The sequence below is a fragment of the Collinsella aerofaciens genome (assembly GCF_028209885.1).
Classification (GTDB): Bacteria; Actinomycetota; Coriobacteriia; order Coriobacteriales; family Coriobacteriaceae; genus Collinsella; species Collinsella aerofaciens_BA.
Window position 1 is genome coordinate 1 of the sequence record NZ_JAQLEM010000060.1, and the last position, 5,345, is coordinate 5,345.

A 5,345-nucleotide genomic window follows, 5' to 3' on the forward strand; every position below is an offset into this window, starting at 1 on the left:
GTGTCGCATCCGGGCAGACATCGAACCATTTGAAATGGTCTAACTTGGATTTGTTTTTCGCAAGGCCGCCGAGAGGCGGCCCCGAGAAATTCCTTTTCCTATCTAATAGAACCATATGAATCGAACGGAACCGATCAGCGAATGACTGAGAGGACCGGACGGGCTCGAAGCCCATATATTTTGGACGGAGAGTTCGATCCTGGCTCAGGATGAACGCTGGCGGCGCGCCTAACACATGCAAGTCGAACGGCACCCCTCCTCGGAGGGAAGCGAGTGGCGAACGGCTGAGTAACACGTGGAGAACCTGCCCCCTCCCCCGGGATAGCCGCCCGAAAGGACGGGTAATACCGGATACCCCCGGGCGCCGCATGGCGCCCGGGCTAAAGCCCCGACGGGAGGGGATGGCTCCGCGGCCCATCAGGTAGACGGCGGGGTGACGGCCCACCGTGCCGACAACGGGTAGCCGGGTTGAGAGACCGACCGGCCAGATTGGGACTGAGACACGGCCCAGACTCCTACGGGAGGCAGCAGTGGGGAATCTTGCGCAATGGGGGGAACCCTGACGCAGCGACGCCGCGTGCGGGACGGAGGCCTTCGGGTCGTAAACCGCTTTCAGCAGGGAAGAGTCAAGACTGTACCTGCAGAAGAAGCCCCGGCTAACTACGTGCCAGCAGCCGCGGTAATACGTAGGGGGCGAGCGTTATCCGGATTCATTGGGCGTAAAGCGCGCGTAGGCGGCCCGGCAGGCCGGGGGTCGAAGCGGGGGGCTCAACCCCCCGAAGCCCCCGGAACCTCCGCGGCTTGGGTCCGGTAGGGGAGGGTGGAACACCCGGTGTAGCGGTGGAATGCGCAGATATCGGGTGGAACACCGGTGGCGAAGGCGGCCCTCTGGGCCGAGACCGACGCTGAGGCGCGAAAGCTGGGGGAGCGAACAGGATTAGATACCCTGGTAGTCCCAGCCGTAAACGATGGACGCTAGGTGTGGGGGGACGATCCCCCCGTGCCGCAGCCAACGCATTAAGCGTCCCGCCTGGGGAGTACGGCCGCAAGGCTAAAACTCAAAGGAATTGACGGGGGCCCGCACAAGCAGCGGAGCATGTGGCTTAATTCGAAGCAACGCGAAGAACCTTACCAGGGCTTGACATATGGGTGAAGCGGGGGAGACCCCGTGGCCGAGAGGAGCCCATACAGGTGGTGCATGGCTGTCGTCAGCTCGTGTCGTGAGATGTTGGGTTAAGTCCCGCAACGAGCGCAACCCCCGCCGCGTGTTGCCATCGGGTGATGCCGGGAACCCACGCGGGACCGCCGCCGTCAAGGCGGAGGAGGGCGGGGACGACGTCAAGTCATCATGCCCCTTATGCCCTGGGCTGCACACGTGCTACAATGGCCGGTACAGAGGGATGCCACCCCGCGAGGGGGAGCGGATCCCGGAAAGCCGGCCCCAGTTCGGATTGGGGGCTGCAACCCGCCCCCATGAAGTCGGAGTTGCTAGTAATCGCGGATCAGCATGCCGCGGTGAATGCGTTCCCGGGCCTTGTACACACCGCCCGTCACACCACCCGAGTCGTCTGCACCCGAAGTCGCCGGCCCAACCGCAAGGGGGGAGGCGCCGAAGGTGTGGAGGGTGAGGGGGGTGAAGTCGTAACAAGGTAGCCGTACCGGAAGGTGCGGCTGGATCACCTCCTTTCTAGGGAGATAAATCTTCTAGAGAGATCAACTTAACTCGAATGGAGGGCAGGAGCCCGTCCGGTAGATGTCGCCCGGAGGAAGTCCCCGCAGCACCCGGTCCCCGGGGTCGCACCCGCGTACCTTGAGAGCCGCATAGCGATAGGAGAGAGATGGAAGATCAATTTCTTCCAGACTCGATTCTTTTCTGCGATTTATCAGACAGAATGATAGCAATCATTCATCCGATCCAAACAAGAAGAATTCACTTATATATGAGTGAGGAGCATCTGATCGCGAGCACAGTTCAACTACTGTGCCGCGGTATGAGATACCCGAATTGCGACATACGAGCGCTATTCATGATATCGATTAATTAACTTTAGCGACACGTGGATATCCCGCGGGCCCGAGTGCGGTCCCGCAAGATACCACGGGCGCACGGCGGATGCCTTGGCACAGGGAGCCGATGAAGGACGCGGCAAGCTGCGATAATCCCCGGCGAGGAGCACACATCCTTCGACCCGGGGGTCTCCGAATGGGCGAACCCATGCACAGCAGTGTGCATATCCCCGGCCCGAACACATAGGGCCGGGGAGGACAACCCGGGGAACTGAAACATCTAAGTACCCGGAGGAGAGGAAATCAATCTCGAGACTCCCCGAGTAGCGGCGAGCGAAAGGGGACCGATGGCCAAACCGTCGAGCGGGCATACCCGGCAGGGGTTCCGCCGACGGGGTTGCAGGGCCGCGCATCCGGGGGCTGCCGCCCCCGGGCGCAGGTCCGGCTGGGGAGCGGAACGGCATGGGAGGGCCGGCCGCAGCGGGTGACAGCCCCGTACGCGAACCCAGACCGGACGGCGCGACGCGGTCCCTGAGTAGGGCCGGGCACGTGAAACCCGGTCCGAACCTGGGTGGACCACCATCCAAGCCTGAGTACTACCCTGTGACCGATAGCGCACCAGTACCGTGAGGGAAAGGTGAAAAGCACCCCGGGAGGGGAGTGAAACAGTACCTGAAACCGTGCGCCCACGAGCAGTCGGAGCACCTTTATGGTGTGACGGCGTGCCTTTTGTAGAATGAGCCAGCGAGTCGCTGGCGCGGGGCGAGGTTAACCGAAAGGGAGCCGGAGCGAAAGCGAGCCTTAACAGGGCGACTTGAGTCCCGCGCCGCGGACGCGAAGCCGGGTGAGCTATCCGTGGGCAGGCTGAAGCGGGGGTAAGACCCCGTGGAGGGCCGAACGCACGTCGGTTGAAAACGGCGGCGATGACCTGCGGATAGGGGTGAAAGGCCAATCAAACCCGGAGATATCTCGTTCTCCCCGAAATAGCTTTAGGGCTAGCGTCGCGCGTTCACCGCCGGAGGTAGAGCACCGGATGGACGAGGGGGCTTCGCCGCCTACCGAATCCAACCGAACTCCGAATGCCGGCGGCCCAGAGCGCGGCAGTCAGAGCATGTGGGCTAAGCTGTGTGCTCGAGAGGGAAACAGCCCGGACCGCCCGCTAAGGTCCCCAAGTTCCAGCCGAGTGGCAAAGGATGTGCGTCCGCCCAGACAACCAGGATGTTGGCTTAGAAGCAGCCATCCATTCAAAGAGTGCGTAACAGCTCACTGGTCGAGTGGACATGCGCCGACAATACACGGGGCTAAGCTGGACACCGAAGCGGCGGGATTTTAATTCATTAGAATCGGTAGGGGAGCTTCCCATGGGCGGAGAAGCCGGAGGGCGACCGACGGTGGAGCGCATGGGAGTGAGAATGCTGGCATGAGTAGCGAGAGACGAGAGAGTAACTCGTCCGCCGTGAACCCGAGGTTTCCTGGGCAAGGCTAATCCTCCCAGGGTCAGTCGGGGGCTAAGGCGAGGCCGGGAGGCGTAGCCGACGCGCAGCAGGCAGACATTCCTGCACCGCGCACGCGGCGCTACGACCGACGGGGCGACGGATGGGGGTGGCTCGGCGGGGTTCTGGACGTCCCCGTGATGGAGCGCGGCCCGCGGACCAGGGAAATCCGGTCCGCATTGAGGGCGAGGCTCCGGACGAAGCGATTGAGCGAAGCGAGTGAGCCCGAGGTCCCTAGAAAAACCCCTAGGCAGGCGCGTGCGCGCCCGTACCGCAAACCGACACAGGTGGGTGGGTAGAACATACCGAGGCGATCGGGTCAACCATGGTCAAGGAACTCGGCACAATGGCCCCGTAACTTCGGGAGAAGGGGTGCCCGCGCGTACGTGAACCGGCTTGCCCGGGGAGCGGAGGCGGGCCGCAGTGGAGAGGCCCAAGCGACTGTTTACCAAAAACACAGGACTCTGCAGAAGCCGCAAGGCGACGTATAGGGTCTGACGCCTGCCCGGTGCCGGAAGGTCACGCGGAGGAGTTAGCCATTTCGGCGAAGCCCCGAAGCCAAGCCCCGGTAAACGGCGGCCGTAACTATAACGGTCCTAAGGTAGCGAAATTCCTTGTCGGGTAAGTTCCGACCTGCACGAAAGGCGCAACGACTTGGGCGCTGTCTCGACCATGGACCCGGTGAAATTGCACTGGTCGTGAAGATGCGACTTACCCGCGGAAGGACGGAAAGACCCCGTGAACCTTCACTGCAGCTTGGCATTGGCCGCTGGTCCCGCGTGTAGAGGATAGGCAGGAGGCATCGATCCGGAGGCGCCAGCCCCCGGGGAGCCGCCCTTGGAATACTGCCCTCGCGCGACCGGCGTCCTAACCCGAGGCCGTCAACCGGCTCGGGGACCGTGCCAGGCGGGCAGTTTGACTGGGGCGGTCGCCTCCTAAAGGGTAACGGAGGCGCGCGAAGGTCCGCTCGGGACGGTCGGCAACCGTCCTTTTGAATGCAAGAGTACAAGCGGGCTTGACTGCGAGGCCCACAAGCCGAGCAGGTGCGAAAGCAGGCTCTAGTGATCCGGCGGCCCCGAGTGGGTGGGCCGTCGCTCAACGGATAAAAGGTACTCCGGGGATAACAGGCTGATCTTGCCCAAGAGTCCACATCGACGGCAAGGTTTGGCACCTCGATGTCGGCTCATCGCATCCTGGGGCTGGAGCAGGTCCCAAGGGTACGGCTGTTCGCCGTTTAAAGCGGTACGCGAGCTGGGTTCAGAACGTCGTGAGACAGTTCGGTCCCTATCCTCCGTGGGCGCAGGAGAATCGATGGAGGCTGCCCCCAGTACGAGAGGACCGGGGTGGACGCACCTCCGGTGAACCGGTTGTCGACCAACGGCACGGCCGGGTAGCCGCGTGCGGCGCGGATAACCGCTGAAGGCATCTAAGCGGGAAGCCGTTCCAGGGATTAGTTCTCCTTCCGGTAAGGGCCCAGGTAGACTACCTGGTCGATAGACGGCAGGTGCAAGGCTGGCGACAGCCTCAGCCGAGCCGCACTAATCGCCCGAGCTCTTCCGGAACCGCACCTCGCGGCCCGCGGGACCCAGCGCTCTTGCGCGGTCCGGGCACGAGGATGCCCCCGAGTCATCTCCCCTATGCGCCATGCGGCCCCCAGGGCACGTGTAGAGTGAGACCCAGGACACCGTAACGGTGGGCGCCGCCCACCGGTCAGCGGCCAGAGCATGGGGGGCACGCCCGGTCCCGTTCCGAACCCGGAAGCTAAGCCCCATCGCGCCGAGAGTACTGCGGGGTCAGCCCGTGGGAGGCCAGGGCGCCGCTGACCGGTGGACGGCACCGAGCCGT

Annotated in this window: 3 rRNA genes; all 3 read left to right on the plus strand. The window is 63.5% G+C overall.

The window, feature by feature from the left end:
* The first annotated feature begins 181 nt into the window (after nt 1-181).
* The 3 genes from PMX21_RS09825 to rrf all read left to right on the plus strand — a co-directional run bounded on the left by PMX21_RS09825 (nt 182) and on the right by rrf (nt 5,325).
* Nucleotides 182-1,687 (plus strand): 16S ribosomal RNA (locus tag PMX21_RS09825).
* Between the two features lie 399 nt (nt 1,688-2,086).
* Nucleotides 2,087-5,062, plus strand: a 23S ribosomal RNA gene (locus tag PMX21_RS09830).
* A gap of 147 nt (nt 5,063-5,209) precedes the next feature.
* A 5S ribosomal RNA gene (gene rrf / locus PMX21_RS09835) occupies nt 5,210-5,325 on the plus strand.
* The 16S, 23S and 5S rRNA genes sit together here, the layout of an rRNA operon.
* Nucleotides 5,326-5,345: the final 20 nt, after the last annotated feature.